Annotated in this window: 25 protein-coding genes; 24 read left to right on the top strand and 1 reads right to left on the bottom strand. The window is 38.8% G+C overall.

Annotation, left to right across the window (positions count from 1 at the left end):
- Nucleotides 1–571 precede the first annotated feature (571 nt).
- From BM146_RS17165 to BM146_RS17130, 8 genes are all read left to right on the top strand, one after another.
- A complete protein-coding gene (locus tag BM146_RS17165; RefSeq protein WP_074891699.1) occupies nucleotides 572–1,081 on the top strand; it encodes a helix-turn-helix domain-containing protein in 510 nt (169 codons plus the stop codon).
- 110 nt (nucleotides 1,082–1,191) lie between these two features.
- Nucleotides 1,192–1,854, top strand: coding sequence for a hypothetical protein (locus BM146_RS17160; protein WP_074891697.1), 663 nt, complete (start codon nucleotides 1,192–1,194; stop codon nucleotides 1,852–1,854).
- Nucleotides 1,855–1,870: 16 nt separating this feature from the next.
- Nucleotides 1,871–2,461 (top strand): hypothetical protein, encoded by a 591-nt coding sequence (locus BM146_RS17155; protein WP_074891695.1) that lies wholly within the window; start codon nucleotides 1,871–1,873, stop codon nucleotides 2,459–2,461.
- 68 nt (nucleotides 2,462–2,529) lie between these two features.
- Nucleotides 2,530–3,387, top strand: a complete 858-nt coding sequence (locus tag BM146_RS17150; RefSeq protein ID WP_074891693.1) for a TIGR02452 family protein — start codon at nucleotides 2,530–2,532, stop codon at nucleotides 3,385–3,387.
- Nucleotides 3,388–3,424: 37 nt separating this feature from the next.
- Nucleotides 3,425–3,601 carry a DUF1902 domain-containing protein gene (locus BM146_RS17145; RefSeq protein WP_083413629.1) on the top strand — a complete coding sequence of 59 codons (177 nt, stop codon included), beginning with the start codon at nucleotides 3,425–3,427 and terminating at the stop codon, nucleotides 3,599–3,601.
- A gap of 181 nt (nucleotides 3,602–3,782) precedes the next feature.
- Complete coding sequence (locus BM146_RS17140; protein ID WP_074891691.1) at nucleotides 3,783–4,604, top strand: helix-turn-helix domain-containing protein; 822 nt, start codon at nucleotides 3,783–3,785, stop codon at nucleotides 4,602–4,604.
- 357 nt (nucleotides 4,605–4,961) lie between these two features.
- A complete protein-coding gene (locus BM146_RS17135; RefSeq protein WP_074891689.1) occupies nucleotides 4,962–5,228 on the top strand; it encodes a helix-turn-helix domain-containing protein in 267 nt (88 codons plus the stop codon).
- The gene (locus BM146_RS17130; RefSeq protein WP_074891687.1) at nucleotides 5,225–5,923 is read left to right on the top strand and encodes a PIN domain-containing protein; all 699 of its coding nucleotides are present in this window, start codon (nucleotides 5,225–5,227) and stop codon (nucleotides 5,921–5,923) included. Before BM146_RS17135 ends, BM146_RS17130 begins: the two co-directional genes overlap by 4 nt.
- Before the next feature lie 38 nt (nucleotides 5,924–5,961).
- Here BM146_RS17130 and BM146_RS17125 read toward each other — a convergent pair whose 3' ends face one another.
- Nucleotides 5,962–6,705: a hypothetical protein gene (locus BM146_RS17125; protein ID WP_074891685.1), complete on the bottom strand. Its 744-nt coding sequence runs from the start codon at nucleotides 6,703–6,705 to the stop codon at nucleotides 5,962–5,964.
- Between the two features lie 166 nt (nucleotides 6,706–6,871).
- On the opposite strand from BM146_RS17125, the gene BM146_RS17120 reads away from it, so the two are divergent.
- From BM146_RS17120 to BM146_RS17050, 16 genes are all read left to right on the top strand, one after another.
- A complete protein-coding gene (locus BM146_RS17120) occupies nucleotides 6,872–7,675 on the top strand; it encodes a DUF4253 domain-containing protein (RefSeq protein WP_074891683.1) in 804 nt (267 codons plus the stop codon).
- Nucleotides 7,676–7,763: 88 nt separating this feature from the next.
- Nucleotides 7,764–8,426: a PIN domain-containing protein gene (locus tag BM146_RS17115; protein ID WP_074891681.1), complete on the top strand. Its 663-nt coding sequence runs from the start codon at nucleotides 7,764–7,766 to the stop codon at nucleotides 8,424–8,426.
- A gap of 96 nt (nucleotides 8,427–8,522) precedes the next feature.
- Nucleotides 8,523–8,894 carry a helix-turn-helix domain-containing protein gene (locus BM146_RS17110; RefSeq protein WP_074891679.1) on the top strand — a complete coding sequence of 124 codons (372 nt, stop codon included), beginning with the start codon at nucleotides 8,523–8,525 and terminating at the stop codon, nucleotides 8,892–8,894.
- A gap of 42 nt (nucleotides 8,895–8,936) precedes the next feature.
- Entirely contained in the window at nucleotides 8,937–9,389 is a 453-nt protein-coding gene (locus BM146_RS17105) for a hypothetical protein (protein WP_074891677.1), read from the top strand.
- A complete protein-coding gene (locus BM146_RS17100; protein ID WP_074891675.1) occupies nucleotides 9,379–10,104 on the top strand; it encodes a PHP domain-containing protein in 726 nt (241 codons plus the stop codon). The genes BM146_RS17105 and BM146_RS17100 overlap by 11 nt, the downstream gene beginning before the upstream one ends.
- Nucleotides 10,105–10,188: 84 nt before the next feature.
- Nucleotides 10,189–10,704, top strand: a complete 516-nt coding sequence (locus BM146_RS17095; RefSeq protein ID WP_074891673.1) for a hypothetical protein — start codon at nucleotides 10,189–10,191, stop codon at nucleotides 10,702–10,704.
- 37 nt (nucleotides 10,705–10,741) lie between these two features.
- Nucleotides 10,742–10,966, top strand: coding sequence for a hypothetical protein (locus BM146_RS17090; RefSeq protein ID WP_074891671.1), 225 nt, complete (start codon nucleotides 10,742–10,744; stop codon nucleotides 10,964–10,966).
- A complete protein-coding gene (locus BM146_RS17085; protein WP_074891670.1) occupies nucleotides 10,953–11,294 on the top strand; it encodes a hypothetical protein in 342 nt (113 codons plus the stop codon). Before BM146_RS17090 ends, BM146_RS17085 begins: the two co-directional genes overlap by 14 nt.
- A 91-nt stretch (nucleotides 11,295–11,385) precedes the next feature.
- A complete protein-coding gene (locus BM146_RS17080; RefSeq protein ID WP_074891668.1) occupies nucleotides 11,386–12,237 on the top strand; it encodes an RNA ligase in 852 nt (283 codons plus the stop codon).
- A 39-nt stretch (nucleotides 12,238–12,276) separates the two neighbouring features.
- Nucleotides 12,277–12,489, top strand: a complete 213-nt coding sequence (locus tag BM146_RS17075; protein WP_074891666.1) for a hypothetical protein — start codon at nucleotides 12,277–12,279, stop codon at nucleotides 12,487–12,489.
- 12 nt (nucleotides 12,490–12,501) lie between these two features.
- Nucleotides 12,502–12,960, top strand: a complete 459-nt coding sequence (locus BM146_RS17070; RefSeq protein WP_074891664.1) for an aminoacyl-tRNA hydrolase — start codon at nucleotides 12,502–12,504, stop codon at nucleotides 12,958–12,960.
- A 43-nt stretch (nucleotides 12,961–13,003) separates the two neighbouring features.
- Entirely contained in the window at nucleotides 13,004–13,297 is a 294-nt protein-coding gene (locus BM146_RS17065) for a hypothetical protein (RefSeq protein ID WP_074891662.1), read from the top strand.
- A 5-nt stretch (nucleotides 13,298–13,302) separates the two neighbouring features.
- Nucleotides 13,303–13,473, top strand: coding sequence for a hypothetical protein (locus BM146_RS19675; RefSeq protein ID WP_177201724.1), 171 nt, complete (start codon nucleotides 13,303–13,305; stop codon nucleotides 13,471–13,473).
- The gene (locus tag BM146_RS17060) at nucleotides 13,470–14,183 is read left to right on the top strand and encodes a metallophosphoesterase (protein ID WP_074891660.1); all 714 of its coding nucleotides are present in this window, start codon (nucleotides 13,470–13,472) and stop codon (nucleotides 14,181–14,183) included. The genes BM146_RS19675 and BM146_RS17060 overlap by 4 nt, the downstream gene beginning before the upstream one ends.
- Before the next feature lie 16 nt (nucleotides 14,184–14,199).
- On the top strand, nucleotides 14,200–14,409 hold the full coding sequence (locus tag BM146_RS17055; RefSeq protein WP_074891658.1) for a hypothetical protein: 210 nt from the start codon (nucleotides 14,200–14,202) through the stop codon (nucleotides 14,407–14,409).
- Nucleotides 14,399–15,154: a tRNA(His) guanylyltransferase Thg1 family protein gene (locus BM146_RS17050; protein ID WP_074891656.1), complete on the top strand. Its 756-nt coding sequence runs from the start codon at nucleotides 14,399–14,401 to the stop codon at nucleotides 15,152–15,154. The genes BM146_RS17055 and BM146_RS17050 overlap by 11 nt, the downstream gene beginning before the upstream one ends.
- Nucleotides 15,155–15,189 lie beyond the last annotated feature (35 nt).

Below are 15,189 nucleotides of genomic sequence, written 5' to 3'. Positions count from 1 at the left end.
TTTCCCCTGTTTCTTCGTTTAGCCTGCCTATAAGAGTTCTCTTTGAACGGGATTGTTTCTTTTCTTTGTCCCAAAAAGATTTGCATTCATAGACATATGTGATTCCGGATCTTTTATCTTTTTGATGAATGATAGACATGATATCACCTCCTATATCGCCATGTATACAGTATAACACATGACGATATATAAAACAATAAAAAAAATGCCAAAAAACATAGAAAAAATCTAGTTTTTTGGCATTTGATACAACTGTGAAATAATGGTTATGTATTTCTCTTGTGGTGAAAAAATGAGTCCGGGATGCAGATAGGCTGTGAATAGTAACGGAAGTTTTCTATATGTGACTTAAAGGGATTTTTATTGGACACCTTACGAGTATAATAAAAATTGTAGAGAAATTGTAGAGAAACAAACGCAACTTGCCGGTGGAAATCAGCAGAAAGAGGGGAAGCTATGAAAAACTATTTTGTTATAAATTCTATAAATATGATTATCAATTCTTCAGAGCGGTTGATACCGTCCGTCATTTTTTTGGATGGAACCTAATACTATTCAAAGGAGAATTGATATGAACAAAGAAAAGAGTTTTAAAAGAACAGAATTGGTTCCAGGGCTTGCCGATGCCGCATCGGCTAAGGAGTCACAAGGAGGATGTGCTGATTACTTGTGGAGCTATAGTGCAATTGAGGCTTTTGATGAGTTTGAAGATCGCATGAGTGGAATAGACGAGGAGGCTACTCGCGAAAGGGTTTGCGCCTTGCTGAAGGAACGAGGGCTGACTGACAGAGTGCTGAGCGAGAAGATAGGTATATCACGTCAGGCTGTAAACAAGTGGAGACACAAAAAGAATTTTGTGGATATTGAGAATCTTTATATCCTGAGTGGAATACTCAGGATGAAGATTGATGACCTCTTGGTTCCACGCAAAAGGAGTCAGGAACGAGCAGTCTTGATTGAGACAAACGGAAACATAGGGGACTTAAGTAACCTGAGATTAAAAAGGCTGAAACGATACTATGTCCTGATTATGGAGATGATGGGAAGAAAAATGCCTAGAGATGCCTCACAGGCTAGCTAATCACTTCTGCTCTTGAACTAAATACTATCTAACTAACGAGTGCAGCATCAATTGTCATATTACAGTTGGTGCTGTGCTTAAATTACACTTCATTTTGAAAGGAGGCGCTTATGTCAACAAATTGGGGTGCTATAGCGCCTGCTACAGCACGGAAGAGTAAGGATTATATGAAAGGGCAGCCATGTGCTAAGAATACCATAGCGTATTGTCATAACATAAGGCATCTTGGGGCGCTGTCCAAAGACATGCTTAAGCAGCACCAATGCTTGCAGAAGAATTGCAAATTTCTTGAAAAAAATGAGGATCATCCATATTGGAATCAGAGATATTGGCACAAGGTGACCAAAACTAGAGAAAAGAAGTACAAGAAATACCTTGATAACTACGTTCACGCTGGAGTTAAGAAGACAACAGGCAAGCTTTTGAATGTTAGTAGCTCCAATATTAATTCGGACTTTGGCGAAATGCTTCGGTTCTTTGACGAACTTGAAATATTCCATGCATATCTTTTTTATAAGGATGGTTCCATGAAAATGAGATATGTAGGCGGTTTCTATGGAAGTGAGGTCGCTCATGAAGAAGCCATGAAACATATTTTGCAGGGACAGGGCGAGTATTTGGTAGTGGCCGGTGATGAAGGGAGTCTTATTGGGTACGGAATAGAAAACAGGAGCAAGGCGCTTATTGAAATTGATTTGACCTGGGGTTATCTATATCCGGCTCTTTCCAGTCTGGTTTCGAAGGATATGGATCTAAGGCGGAAAACAGCGTGACACGAGGATATAGATTATGACTACGAAAGAAAAGATTATTTTTGAGATAAATGGAGCTGATGTCAAGAAGCTTAAAAGATTTGAAAGGCAGCACAAAAACTGCTCCATGGGAATGGAAGGAGGAAAGTTTTCATATACATTTATTCCTACAGGACTTGGACTTGCTATAACGGTAGAATGTTCATGCGGACAACATTTGCTTTTGGGGAATTTCCTGGATGGTCCCTCTGAAGAATATGATGAGAAAAAACTAAGACCATTAACGGAGGCGGATGTTCAGAATCAGATGTTTGAAGATGCAGCGCAGATGATATTAACGCTGGAGAACCACAGACTTTTTAAGATGGCAATGGGGCAAGAACAGGATTTTGAAATAGTATATGCTTATGCAATTGGGCTTGCACGTTATGGAGATCCCAGAATATCGAAAGCTATCTTATATAAAGTGAGCTTGGATGCACAGCGCAGAGAAATAAAGAATTATACAGGGACGGAAGAAGAAAATCTCGCCAAATTCTTTGATCACTTTAAGAGAGTTGTCCTTGAGGAGATGGATAAGTATCATTCTGAGAACGAAAGACTAAGAGAAAAATGCTTAAGGAAATAAAACAGCAACTTGCCGTTGACAGACAAATTGTGTCGGAACGTTTACAATAATGTAAGGAGAAGTTGAAAATGGGAAGAGAAGAAAATGTCATTATTTTCGAAAATACACAAAAATTTTGCAAGGAAAACCAGAAGTTAAGTGATGCAATTAAGGCTTCAAATGCTGAACAGAAGCTTGTTCTTGAGAAAGATTTAATTCCTGAAGCTGATAAGAATAGATACAAGGAGCAGGCAACAGTTGTCATCTCCAAGAAGAGATCCTATGAAGCTGCCAGTGCATATAAGGATATGAAAGTAGCGGTTCATAATTTTGCTTCTGCATCTAACCCGGGAGGAGGAGTTGTCCGTGGATCAACAGCGCAGGAGGAATGTCTGTGCAGATGTTCTACGTTGTATTTTAACCTTGATGTGAAGGATATGTGGGATGGCTTTTATAATCCCCATCGCGCGGCGCATGATCCAATTCATAATGACGATATTATTTATACTCCGAGTGTCGTTGTATTTAAGACTGATACTGCCAACCCGCAGATGATGCCAGATAACGAGTGGTATAAGGTTGATGTTATTACCTGCGCGGCTCCAAATCTTAAGCCAAATCCCACAAATTATTTCAACCCGGGTGATGGTAATAAGCAGGCAACACTAAAGGATAACGAGCTTCTTGCACTTCATGAAAAGAGGCTTAGAAGGATTCTTGATGTGGCTGTCAATAATGGTGCTGAAGTAGTGATACTTGGAGCCTTCGGATGTGGCGCCTTCCAGAATAAGCCAGAAGTAGTGGCACTTGCAGCTAAGAATGTAATCAAAGAGTATCTGCATGCCTTTAAGGTTATTGAGTATGCAGTTTACTGTAGTCCAAGGGATGACAGGAACTATAAGGTCTTCGATAGGACATTGAAGCTGTTCACACAGGCGAATAACTAAGAGGGGAGAATCAGAGCATACTGAGCCGGAGAGTAAGATGATTGATCTAATGTATAAGACGCAGTTTGGCTGGGATGATGGGGCAAAGGTCTGGGTAGCAATGTGCGATGATCCGGCATTTGCTTTGGAAAATGAATCGATAGTTGTATTGGCTGAAAGAGTAGAAAAAGTGATTCCTGAGATGCTGGAATTGAACGCTGAGAAAAAAGAATAAGTAGTAAAGATATTTAGGAAAAGGTAGGCGTTTGTTAAATATATTTAACAAACGCCTGTTTGCGTTTATGGGTTGATTAATTTTATAAAAGTGATAAAATAAAAGGAACTTGAGTTGTGCTTCATCTTATTTAACTAGTAAATTTCACAATAAAATATAATTTAATATAACAGGTGTTGAGATGGCTAATAAGAATCAGATTAGTAATCAAGAATTTGCTGATATTGTCAGATCTGCACGAGGCAATAGAAGTTTAAGAGAATATGCTGAAGCTGCAGGCGTTAGCTATATGACTATATATAAGGCTGAGCAAGGAGAATACATTCCAAGCTCTAAGACAATTAAGAAAATGTCCACAGGTTCAGCCAATCCTCAGAATGGAGTAACATACGAGGATATGATGGTAACTGCTGGCTATCAGGATAAAGAGATGGTATCTGAAACGGCTAGTGCATTGGCTCAGCAGATGGTAGAAGAAGCCTATGAAAATGGCAAGATTGGAGGCAATATTGGATATTCAGTCCAAACGTGGTCTCCATTTAGAATGCATAGTAGAGAAATATATGCTGAGTATTTACGTAAAGTAACGGGAACTATTTTTACTACAATGTTTCAAAAAAACATGTATTTCACTAGCAAGAGAAACTATGAGGGTGATGTAAGAAACAGGGTTCCAGATATAACGTTAGATGTAGATTATGGTCGAATTAATGAATGGTGGTTTGAAGTAAAGTATTTTCAAGAGAAAAAGTTTGTTTCTATGAACATGCAAATACTATTAGGAAACATGCTTTTTTACAAAATTAAGAAGAACATAAAGCTTTCAATAGTCGTAAATTCTGAAGATGCATATAAATACCTAGGTAGAAGGGCTACAGATATGCCGTATAGAGGAGAATTATCTGTAATATTAGTGGATATAGATAAACAAAAAGTAGTTGCAGAGCAGTATTTATCAAATTACTTTGAGGATGATCATAGTGCTGAGTTTTTTTTGACGTGAATATGAGAAAAGCTTTTTTGAAAGGGGTGATGACCTATGAGCTATAGGATTATGGGAAAATAACAAAAGAGACGTTTGTTAAAACGCCTCTCTTGAAATAAGTCAGATGTTCGCAGCATCTGATTGTATGAAGTATTTTTGAACCCTAGGCGAGTTCACTTCATATCCATACATTACCATTATGATATACGTTTGGCAAGATGTTTGTCATTTAACTCGTAGTTCACTATATAAATGGTAATTCAATTTATTTCAAGAATTTTCCCTTTTTTACAACTGAATATGGAACTTTTTTAGTGCTTTTTGGCATGTTAATTGCCAATGGCTATGTTTGTTTACCACAGAGGAGGGAAAACTATGCCTATTAGAGTCATTAATTGTCAGGCCACCTGTGCCAATATCAAGAAGCTTATAGAGGAACAGGGGCTTACTCCCAAGGACGTTAAGGAGATACTCAATCTGGATTCAGTACAGAGCATTTACAAGTGGTATGCCACTGCAAATGGCAAGGGAAACAGCATTCCATCAGTGGACAATGTAATAATACTTGCTCACATTTTGGGGGCATCTTTAGATACGATTTATGTAACCAATGAAGTGCTTTATGAGGTTAAGAAACCATGAAACCAAGGGTTTATTTGATTGATTACGAGAATGTTAATAAGGCAGGTCTGGAGGGAGCGGAAGCTCTCTCCAGATTTGACAAAGTTATTGTGTTCTATAGCATCAAAGCCGATACTGTTCCGATTGACATATTAAACAAATGTAAGGCTAAGCTTGACTTTATAAAAGCTGAAGTAGGAACTCTCAATGCAATGGATTTTCAGCTTGTGGCATATCTTTTTTATAACATGAAGAAGAGTAGAGATTATTACATAATTACGAAAGATCAGGGCTTTAGAGCGATACTGAATATGTCCAAGAACTATGGTGGATCAGTAAAGATTAAATCGTTCATTGGGGAAAAAGAATCTGAAGATCAGGAAATGATTGAAAAAAGCTCTATAGCCCAGCCAAATGAGGGTAGTGCATCTGACAAGGTGATTAAATTCAATGAAGTAGATATAGATAGGGTTGAGTATGGGATTGACTGCAGTGCTGCCATGGAAGTATCAGGCATTATTAAGTCAAGTCTCGGAGCGGTGCCAACACCAGATGTTTTGCGAATGGTTATTGACGGAATCAAGAATTATCCCCAAAAATCAGATTTCTATTTGTACTGCACTAAAACAATGGGACAGGTTCCTGGCCAGGCTTTCTATTCAGGAATTAAAAAGAAATTCACAACAATTAAAGAAATAGTTGAGCTGGCATCTTGATAATAAAGAAGGATATCTAGGCCGGTTGGTAATCCAGCCTAGATATCCTTATATTCAAGAGTTCTATAGCATTGCTTTGTGGCGGGGAGCAAATCATCGAAAAGTATTTCTTTTAGATTTTTCATAATAATAACAATTCTATTATGAAGTTTTCTGTCAAAAGATTTTGTGGTGAACTCATTATTTTTTGCTGCTGTGTAAATATGCAATTGATTGCGAAGATGATAAGCCTCCCTTATTTGCTGGAATTGATCAGGCGAAAGGGTGAGCATTCCTTTACTCTCTATTGCTTTAAGCTTTTCGGCGAAGGTTTTTACCTTGGGCATAAAAAATTCGCAATGATTATGGTCAGGACATGTTCCGCAAAATGAATGCATATCATCGTAAACTTGTCCAATCAGTGATTCAATTATGCAGACATAGTTTATTATTGCAGCCTTATAGATCATTGTTTCAAGAGATCCAAATACATAGAATCGATTCAGAATAAAATTATACAAATCTGACATCTGAAGGCTGTATGCTACATTGCTGACTATCTCTTCGTTAGAAAAGAAAGAGTGGAGATGATAATTATTGACGTAATATGCCTTTGTTCTAATGTATTTAGAAGGGAAATGTATTCTCCTTTTTACACTAGGGGCATAGTTGTCTACAGGAGGTTCAAGACCCGATTGTCTTAGTAACATTTCGTTTTCGGTAAGTAATTCTGAAATTTTTCGGTTGTTGCTAATTATTTGCGCTTCGACCTGTGGGGGGATAGATGGGTTAGGGTTACTCATTTTGTTATGCTCTCCATATACAAAAAGTCAACTGTGAATAATAATTCTTCTGAGAATAATTATATCAGACAATTCTTTCAACTAAGCGTTGAATGCGTGAAGACCTTGGAAGAATTACAATCATATTAGCTGTTGTACGTAAGGATTTAGAGTTGTGGAGGCATCTATGTATAAAAAGCTAACAGACCTGCTTGAGATTAAATGTATACCGGCAATAAGTACCGGAAACCTTAGTGAGGATAATCTTGCGAATGCCAGACTGTATGTGAAGCTATTGAATGAATATGAGAGACAGGGAATATATCCTGTGCTTATCAACAAGGAGATGGATAATGAATGGTTCAGAATGAGCATGGGGCATAATCGGGTCAACGATACCAAGGAACAGTACCGTGAAGATGTAGAATGGACCATCAAGCAGACTGAATATAGTTGCTTTGAGGTTTGGCTTGGAAGACTATTATATGATTATCGTCTTGATTGCTTTAAGTCTAAGGAGGAAATAGATGAATATCTGGAAAGACTGATTCCGCCAGTCTCAGAAGAATACGAAAATATTTTTGCTAATGCTACAGAAAAAGAACAATTTGGCATCTTTGATATGGATGAAATGACATATGATTATGCTCCGCTTTTTATTTATTTTGAAGAGCTGGAATTTGCTTTGCTTCCGGTAAAGAAGCCTTGGGAGATTTTGGGGTGGTTTCCATTTGGAAGATTTAATGCATGTCCGGCGCCTAAGTATCACATTGCGCTAGCCAAAGAGCTATATCAAAGATTTGGTGCAAGAGTTATGTATGTTGGACGTGATCGGATGACATATTATTTGAGAAAACCATTAATGGCGAAAGCTGACATAGAGTATGCTTCTAAGATGCTAATGATTGCAGATGGAGATCTTTATACGGACTATCCAAGTACGGCTGAGGGAATAATCGGATTCCATACATGGCAATTCTGGTGGGATTGAATAGGGAGTTTTATAGTACACCTGATATGGATAATAGTTTATAGAGAAAGTTTGATCAAAGATTCAATAGGGTGGAAGGAGATATATTATGGCTACCATATTAGTTGATTATGAAAATGTACAGGGATTCCAGGGATTGAAGGGGGTTGACTATCTTAATGAGAACGATCACCTTATTATTTTCTACAGTGTTTCCTGCATGAAGATTGCTAAGGAATACATGGAACCAATTAGAGAAAGCGGATGTCAGTTTACCATTTATAAACTAAAGACATCCAGGAAGAATGCGCTGGATTTTTATATTGCTACGGAAGCAGGACGGCTTAGTGCATTGGGCAATGGACAGATTGCTCTTATTTCAAGGGATAAAGGCTTTGATTCAATATCTGATTTCTTCAGTGTTAATGACAGTCTTAGGGGCACAAAGCTTGTTGTATGCGACAGCATAGAACATGGCCTTGAAAAGCTTACTGATCCAGAGGATATTGAGAGGCGCAGGCTTATCCGTGATAAGATGCAGACGGCTGATATTGAGGTTGAATTCGGCAAGATCCAGGAGGCCAATGCTGTCAGAGCGAAGATATCGCAGCTTCTTGAGGATACCCAGTATAAGCCAATGACTGATAATATTGTTAAGTTCTTTTCCAATAACAAGAGTGAGACATCAAGAAAACTGTATACTGGGACACTTCATGAGTTTGGACTTAAGGATGGAGTTGCTATATACAGACTGCTGAAGGATGTTGTATAAAATTAAACCACAGGTTTATTTATTTTCTGTTTGAATTATGGTAATATATGCAGACGGGATGGCGTTGAAGATTCTTTTTTATAGAAGGAGGCGACCATGGACATTTTTGATGTGTTTGTAGACATGCAGGCAACTGGTGATCGTATCAAACAGCTTCGCAAAGAAAAACATATGAGAGTATTTGATCTTGCAAATGCTTTGGGACTCGAATCGGAGCAAGCCATTTATAAATGGCAGCGCGGCCAGTGCTTACCAAACGCTGACAATCTTGTAAGACTTAGCATATTGTTTGGATGTCACATTGATGACATTCTCGTACATAACATGACAGGAGAGGACGAAAGTCCTCTTCTTCCTTTATACGAGGAATTTGGAAGGACTTGGCGTTTATATGCCAGGTCCTTTTTTCAACTACACGGTGAATGCAATTTGCGGTTGACGTCTTTAGAATGGTTGTATAGGCAATGATTCAATACCTCAGTGGAGGTCAGCGTATTAGGAGGGAGCATCATGGGAAAAATAGAAGTAAGAGGAAATGCAGCAAGGACTGTGGATTATGATCGTATGAAAGTTGAAATCAATTTTCATTCAGTGGAAATATCGCCGACAGCCGCTTCAGAGAAATCCATGAAGGAATGTGAGGAAGCCTTGGCAAGTTCGAGGCAATTCCTCGACAGTCTGTTGACGGATGATGAGTACTGCGAAATGTCTAAAAAATCAGCTAAGGCTCAAAAAGAATTGGTGTCAGAGAATAACCAGTTTTTGATTGTACGGGATAAAGACTGGGAGCATATTTATGGAATGATAGAAAAGGACAGTGGTTCTTTTGGGAGATTCTATTCAATAATGCGAACTGACATGTCTAATAGAGATCTTAATTACATGGGAGTGGTGCTTCTTATCAATGATGATTTTTGGAACTATACAGTAGAACTTGCTGCGGGATTAGAGAATGATGATTGAAATAAAATCGACTGACATTTTTCATGTACACACATACAGATGTGGCCATGCAGAAGAAGTAGGGGATGAAGAATACGGAATAAAGGCTATTGAACTTGGGGCTACAGGTATATGGTTTACTGATCATGCACCATTTCCGGGAGATCCGTTTAGGGGGCGCATGAAATATGAAGGTCTAGACGGATATATTAATGGGCTGTTGCACCTTAAAGAAAAATATAAAAACAAGGTCGATGTTCATATAGGTTTGGAGATTGAATACTTTCCGTCATATGACAGAGATGGGTATTATAGAGAATTAAAGTCTAAAAAGGCGTTAGAGTTCATGGCTCTTGGTCAGCACATGGCAGAAGTAGGTAATGATGAATATTCCTTCTCCTGGGGCAAGGAAGAATTAGAGGAGAAAGAGTGTCTGGTTCTCTGTGATGCAATTGTTGAAGGTATGAAGACAGGATTCTTTGATGTCTGCGTTCATCCAGATAGGAGCTTTAGGCGTAAAAAACTATGGGATGAAACGTGCAGCAAAATTGCGGAGAGAATATGGAAAACCGCGGCTGAGGGTAGTATTACATTGGAACAGAATGAATCTTCAAAGAGACATAAAAACCATTATCGAAAAGAATTTTGGAAATTCCATGACTGTTATTCTGAAGTGGAGATAGTGCGCGGTCTTGATGCGCACTTTCTTAAAGAGCTAAAGCCTATAATTACTTAACCACAGGTTTAGCGACAAACATCTCTACAGCAGATAAAATCTTATTATCAGATCGAGGAAATGTTGATTATGGAGGGTATTGTTATGGCAAAGATGACATCAGCATATGCAAATAAAGTTTTAAGAAGGCTCAATGATGATAAGGATTTTTACCTCAACAAGGAGCAGGAGGGTCAGGTGTACGTAGCTTCCCTTGATGAGGAGCCTGTTGTTCCGGATTATGACTATTCGGATGTTTCTTCTAAGATTGCAGAGATAGATGCTAAGATCGTAAAGATCAAGCACGCTATCAATGTAACAAACGTTACTAGCACTGTTATGGTTGGCGGCGCTGATATGAGCATCGATGCGGTACTTGTTAAAATGGCTCAGTTCAACAAGAGAAAGAGCATTCTTGATGCCATGCGTAAGCGCCAGGAAAAGACAAGAGTGAGTGCTGGATATTTTACGTCAAGGAAGACAGCTCCTGAGTATCAGTACATCAATTACGACCTTGAAACTGTTAACAAGGAGTATGAGCGAATTGATGGAGAGATTGCAGAAATGCAGATTGCGCTTGATAAGTTCAATCAGACCTTTGAATTTGAGGTTGAGGTGTAAAACCTTTTCCGTGCAGCAGGTGTTAATAAATAACAGGATGAGTGTTAAGCGAGAATACATGTTTAAAGTTGTGGTTCTTGGTTATCGGTTATTCTTTATTGAATTATTGTTTATAGTTGCGGCTACAATTGGTGATGATGCGTATGAGCATTTTTTTACACCTGTTTGCAGAAAACTTGTATCTTATGTACGCGGGGCATGGAAGTTCGGTTTCACATGCCTCTTTTTGTTATTTTATGGAGAAAAAGATGGAAAAGATTAAGAAGACAGGTGCTCCATGTTGGTTTAAAAAGGACTTTAAAAGAGAAAGCGTAAAGGACAAGTTGTATCGCTGGAGAATGAATGTCAAATACATATATCAGCGTGCCAAGTACGGATTGTTTGGGGAAAAGCTGAAAACTGAAGAAGATAAGGAAAGAGAAAAAAAGACTAGTTCACACATTGTATATATGCTTGGTGACGCTCCTGAGTATAAAGAAATATCAGATAAATATTTCGATGAGTACAAGGCAATAGAGAATTATCGTGATGAATGTAAGGATAAAGCTTTTGCATTGTTTTCCAAATGGTTCTGGCATCTATGGGATTGATGCTTTCAACTAGTAGTTAAATGACAGGCGTGGCTTAGAATAGTACGATTGAATTAAGTATATGTTGTTTTGAGTTTAGGGAGTCGTGCTAATGAATTCTAAGATATTAGGTTTTATAAAGGATAATCAGGATACATGGGAAGAGAAGCTTTCGGATAAGCTGATTCGCGTTTCCCACAAGGGAAATCTTGCATGCTTTAAGTATACGACAGAAGCAGACTTTTCCGATTCAATAGTATGTGAGGCTCGTGGGATAATCATTGATCTTCATGCTTTGAAGGTTGTGTGCTGGCCCTTTGACAAGTTTTTTAATGTACAGGAGAGGTATGCTGCCAAGATAGACTGGAGTACTGCAAGAGTTTTGGAGAAGGTGGATGGCTCCCTTATTAAGCTGTACTGGTATGATGGAGAGTGGAGGTATGCTACCAGCTCTACCTGTGATGTGGAAGATGCAATTATATCGTGGCATGTTGGATATACCTTCAAAGACGTTCTTGTGAAAGCTATTAATTATGGGGATATTCCGCTTGATAAGCTTGATAAAGATTATACATATATGTTTGAACTTGTATCGCCTATGACACAGATTGTTATTAAGTATGAGCTGCCACAGCTCTTTTACCTGACAGCGCGTAATAATAGCACCGGTGAAGAGATTGATGCTGATATGGGAGGCTTCGCAAGACCAAAGAGCTACAAGCTGACTTCTCTGGATGATTGTCTTAATGCCGCAATTAAGCTTAATGAGGGGCATGGCGATGATGTGGGACAGGAAGGCTTTGTTGTGGTTGATAGCTCTTTTAACCGAATCAAGATAAAGTCTCCTGAATATGTGGCGATGCACAAGATTACAACGAATAAGATGTTTACTGTAAAGAGGATAACGGAACTTTACTTCGAAGGAATTGACCTCCATGAGCTTACTAAGAAATTTCCGTTTTAGGCTAGAATTCTTAAGTACTACGACTGGCAGATTTCAGAAATGAAATTTAAGATTGAGAACATGATGATTTACGCAAGGCATCTGTACGAGGAATATGATCATGACAGGAAGGCTGTTGCAAAAACTATTGGAGGAGATCCTTTTAGCTGGGCAGGCTTTAAGGCTATAGGCAATGACAAGACTGTTGACGATATGCTAGCAATACTGACTCCGGGAAAGCTGGAAAAGTATATTAAAGAGTATGAATTTTGAGAGGTGATTATAATGCGACAGCTTATTATAGCTCGTAAGGATTTGAATATGTCGGCTGGTAAACTGGCGGCACAGGTAAGTCATGCAAGTATGGCTTTTATATCCCATATGATATTACATGGTGGAACCCATAAAAGGTTATCATTTGATACTGGTGAAATAGAAGCTTATGAGATTGACGTGGATATTGCCCCAGATGTGTATGAACAGTGGTTTTCTGGAATATTTACTAAGACTATTTGCGAAGCAAAAAACAGAAATCAGCTTATGAAAGCTGTGACAATGGCGGAAGAGCTTGGGCTTAAGGAAAATGAAGATTATTTTTTGATTAAGGACAACTGCCTTACTGAGCTTGAACCAGAGGAAGTGGATGAAAATGGTGTTGGTAGGACACTTACATGTATTGGATTTAGACCGCTTCCAGATGATATCGCTCATTCCATCAGTAAGAAGTATCAGCTGTTTAAATGATTAGGTTCCCCAAGGGAATACTGATATTTGAAAGGAATATAAAATGCCTAAAAAAGTAAGTAAGAAAACTCCAATAACCAAGGCTGAATTGGGGGAGCTGCTTGATCAGAAAAAATTTGCCAAAGAAATCCGTAGTTATGATGATGATAAGCTTAGAAATTTGATCCAGGAAATATTTTTTGAGGGAATGAGAGAGGGCTATGAGCTAGCAAAATTCAGGCTAGAGCTATTGAATAGCTTTCCGTTTGATTCTGCTGATGAATTCCTTGATGAAAACATGGGAAAAATACGCGAAATTATGGATTTGTGCAAGAAGTACGAAGAGCTTGAGGGGTGATGATTGTGGCAGATTTGAATCTTGGAGGAAGATTTTATTGTGATATTCCTGATGATTTAGCAAGTAAGATTATTGATGAGATCCGTTCCGCGGAAAAGCCGGATCGTGATGAATTGGAACGTAAGTGCCAGGAACTAAAACAGAAGATTGTTTCTGAAAGAGGGAAAAAGGCTTGAGCAGAGTATTAGTAATTCCAGATGTGCATTTAAAGCCCTGGATTTTTGATAAGGCAGATAAAGTTGATAAGAGTTCATATGATGACATTGTGGTTCTTGGTGATCTGGTTGATGATTGGGGACAGGGAAATAATCTTAAATTGTATAGGGAGACGTTGGATAGGGCGGCTGCATTTGGCACAGAGCACAATGAGTCCATCTGGTGCTATGGTAATCATGATGTTTCATATCTGTGGGATGCAATGGAATCAGGTTACTCTGTAGTTGCAAGAGAAACTGTAATTGAAGGGATTACTAAGCTAGAGAGAACACTGGAAGATCGATATAAGTTTGTTCACAAGATAGATGATGTGTTGTTTAGCCATGCAGGACTTGCTGAGACTTTTGTTTTACATGAATGTGGATATCATATGAAAGAAATTGAGGATATCCTTGCTAAGGTCAATCGTATGGGAATGCAGGATTTATGGAGAAACAGTTCTCCAATATGGGTAAGACCGCAGCATGCTTTCATAAGGATGTTCAGAGATGACCTCTTTTACCAGGTGGTAGGACATACCCCTGTTGAGGAACCACTTGATGCTTGTGGGACGTTGACGCTGGATCTCTTCTCAACCTATTCAGATGGAACAGCTTATGGTAATCAGAAACTGTACATCGTAGATACTATTACAAGAAAGTTTGAGGAAGCTAAGTATAAGGAATCATGAGAGAATAAGGCCCTTTTTGGACAAGCTAGCAGAGACATGGGAAAAGTATCCAGACTTAAGGTTTGGACAGTTGGTGATGGATATAGTGCCGGATTCTGATAGATTATGGAATTGCGAAGAAGATGAGTTTTTGAATAGACTCGAGAGTTTTGTTTCCAATATTGAAGAGCGGCATAATGGAAATCTACTTTGGGTACCGAGAAAGGATGTAGATAATGATTTTTGATGAGTTAGATGCTAAGATGCGAACCTATGAGCAATCGCTTGATCAGGTTCTGCTTCCTGATATGTACATGGTCGCAAGGCTTGATGGAAGAGGTTTTACTAAACTGACAAAAGAGGTTTGTAAGTTTGAAGCACCTTTCGATGAGCGTTTTAGAGATATGATGGTTAATACCACCAAGACACTTATGGATTGCGGGTTTAGAGTGGTCTATGCTTTTACTGAAAGCGATGAGATTTCTCTTTTGTTTGATAAGGATGAGGATACTTTTGACAGGAAAGTAAGAAAATTCAATTCGACTCTTGCTGGTGAGGCTAGCGCAGCTATTTCTCTGGCGCTTGGTATGGTGGCCACCTTTGACTGCAGAATGGTGCCACTTCCAAATCTGGAAAGAGTAGAGGATTACTTCCGATGGAGACAAGAGGATGCCAATAGAAATGCGCTTAATTCACACTGCTATTGGATGCTGAAAAAAGAAGGAGTATCTGTTCACAAGGCAACCTCAGAGCTCAGCGGTAAGGGAGTAAGCTACAAAAATGAGCTGCTGTTTAGCAGAGGAATCAATTATGATAAGCTTCCATCGTGGCAAAAGAGAGGCGTTGGCTTATGGAAAGAGGACTACGAGAAAGAAGGCTTCAATCCGGTCACAGGTGAAACTAAGATGACTACTCGTAGCAGAATCCATGTAGAGTACGAGTTGCCGCTTGGTGATGAGTATGGAAGTATGGTAAGGAAGTTTGTACAATAAATGGAGTACACTTCGTTATGACGAGGTTAGGGCGT

Origin of the sequence: Butyrivibrio proteoclasticus (assembly GCF_900115735.1) — a bacterium.
Classification (GTDB): Bacteria; Bacillota; Clostridia; order Lachnospirales; family Lachnospiraceae; genus Butyrivibrio; species Butyrivibrio proteoclasticus_B.
Note: the sequence above shows the minus strand (reverse complement) of the source record. Positions and strands in the feature narration are given on the sequence as shown.

Bases quoted from the DNA above. Each gene is read 5' to 3' on its own strand.
- BM146_RS17075 (WP_074891666.1), top strand. From the start codon at position 12,277: ATGAAATTTAAGATTGAGAACATGATGATTTACGCAAGGCATCTGTAC.
- BM146_RS17105 (WP_074891677.1), top strand. From the start codon at position 8,937: ATGGGAAAAATAGAAGTAAGAGGAAATGCAGCAAGGACTGTGGATTAT.
- BM146_RS17125 (WP_074891685.1), bottom strand. From the start codon at position 6,705: ATGAGTAACCCTAACCCATCTATCCCCCCACAGGTCGAAGCGCAAATA.
- BM146_RS17095 (WP_074891673.1), top strand. From the start codon at position 10,189: ATGGCAAAGATGACATCAGCATATGCAAATAAAGTTTTAAGAAGGCTC.
- BM146_RS17130 (WP_074891687.1), top strand. From the start codon at position 5,225: ATGAAACCAAGGGTTTATTTGATTGATTACGAGAATGTTAATAAGGCA.
- BM146_RS17120 (WP_074891683.1), top strand. From the start codon at position 6,872: ATGTATAAAAAGCTAACAGACCTGCTTGAGATTAAATGTATACCGGCA.
- BM146_RS17145 (WP_083413629.1), top strand. From the start codon at position 3,425: ATGATTGATCTAATGTATAAGACGCAGTTTGGCTGGGATGATGGGGCA.
- BM146_RS17085 (WP_074891670.1), top strand. From the start codon at position 10,953: ATGGAAAAGATTAAGAAGACAGGTGCTCCATGTTGGTTTAAAAAGGAC.
- BM146_RS17110 (WP_074891679.1), top strand. From the start codon at position 8,523: ATGGACATTTTTGATGTGTTTGTAGACATGCAGGCAACTGGTGATCGT.
- BM146_RS17050 (WP_074891656.1), top strand. From the start codon at position 14,399: ATGATTTTTGATGAGTTAGATGCTAAGATGCGAACCTATGAGCAATCG.
- BM146_RS17135 (WP_074891689.1), top strand. From the start codon at position 4,962: ATGCCTATTAGAGTCATTAATTGTCAGGCCACCTGTGCCAATATCAAG.
- BM146_RS17080 (WP_074891668.1), top strand. From the start codon at position 11,386: ATGAATTCTAAGATATTAGGTTTTATAAAGGATAATCAGGATACATGG.
- BM146_RS17160 (WP_074891697.1), top strand. From the start codon at position 1,192: ATGTCAACAAATTGGGGTGCTATAGCGCCTGCTACAGCACGGAAGAGT.
- BM146_RS17165 (WP_074891699.1), top strand. From the start codon at position 572: ATGAACAAAGAAAAGAGTTTTAAAAGAACAGAATTGGTTCCAGGGCTT.
- BM146_RS17150 (WP_074891693.1), top strand. From the start codon at position 2,530: ATGGGAAGAGAAGAAAATGTCATTATTTTCGAAAATACACAAAAATTT.
- BM146_RS17070 (WP_074891664.1), top strand. From the start codon at position 12,502: ATGCGACAGCTTATTATAGCTCGTAAGGATTTGAATATGTCGGCTGGT.
- BM146_RS17090 (WP_074891671.1), top strand. From the start codon at position 10,742: ATGAGTGTTAAGCGAGAATACATGTTTAAAGTTGTGGTTCTTGGTTAT.
- BM146_RS17100 (WP_074891675.1), top strand. From the start codon at position 9,379: ATGATGATTGAAATAAAATCGACTGACATTTTTCATGTACACACATAC.
- BM146_RS17140 (WP_074891691.1), top strand. From the start codon at position 3,783: ATGGCTAATAAGAATCAGATTAGTAATCAAGAATTTGCTGATATTGTC.
- BM146_RS17065 (WP_074891662.1), top strand. From the start codon at position 13,004: ATGCCTAAAAAAGTAAGTAAGAAAACTCCAATAACCAAGGCTGAATTG.
- BM146_RS17115 (WP_074891681.1), top strand. From the start codon at position 7,764: ATGGCTACCATATTAGTTGATTATGAAAATGTACAGGGATTCCAGGGA.
- BM146_RS17155 (WP_074891695.1), top strand. From the start codon at position 1,871: ATGACTACGAAAGAAAAGATTATTTTTGAGATAAATGGAGCTGATGTC.